The sequence below is a fragment of the Mesorhizobium sp. A623 genome, assembly GCF_054489405.1.
This window is the reverse complement of record NZ_JBTMXB010000138.1, coordinates 1-652: the sequence shown is the minus strand read 5'-3', so window position 1 is coordinate 652 and position 652 is coordinate 1. Positions and strand designations below refer to the sequence as shown.

Here is a 652-nt window from a genome sequence, read left to right as displayed (position 1 = left end):
ATCGGCGATCCGATGGCGGGCGTGAATTCACCGATCTAACCGTCAACGAAATTTCGCTTTGCAAGAGGCCGGTCAATTCCGGCGCGCGCGTAACCATCGTCAAATCCATTAATAAGGAAAACCCTATGGAAAACGAACTTGAGAATGCACCGGAAGTCAAAGCCGACCCGGTGATTGAACAGAAGGCATTCGACGCCCTCAAGGCCCAGATCAACGCCGACAAGGCACGGATCGACAAGCTTGAGGCTAAGGCCAATCGCCCGGTTGCCGCCAACAACAATCACCCGGCAGGCGAGAATGACAACCTTGAGCTAAAGGCGTTCGGTGAAACCCTTCGCCAGACCATGCTCGAAAAGAAGGCGCTTACGATTGTATCGCCCGGCACCGGCGGCGCGCTGGCACCGGATGAATTTTCGGCGAGCATCTTGGAAAAGATTCGCCTTCAGTCGCCAATTCGCCAGCTTGCCAATGTCGTTCCTGTCGGTGGCGCGCTGTTGCAGATTCCCCGGCTGGTTACTCGCGTCGTTCCCGGCAGCGTGACTGAAATCGCGGCCAAACCTGAAACCGAACCGACTTTCGAGCAGATCGATATCAAGCCGTTTGCCATGGGTTCGCAGACGCCGGTTTCGCGCACGACGCTGGAGGACAGCGC

1 protein-coding gene is annotated in these 652 nt (G+C 56.9%); it reads left to right on the top strand.

The annotated features are described in order from the left end of the window. Window positions 1-125 precede the first annotated feature (125 nt). A partial coding sequence (locus ACX3P1_RS28280; protein ID WP_459083141.1) for a phage major capsid protein occupies window positions 126-652 on the top strand: 527 nt, incomplete at its 3' end.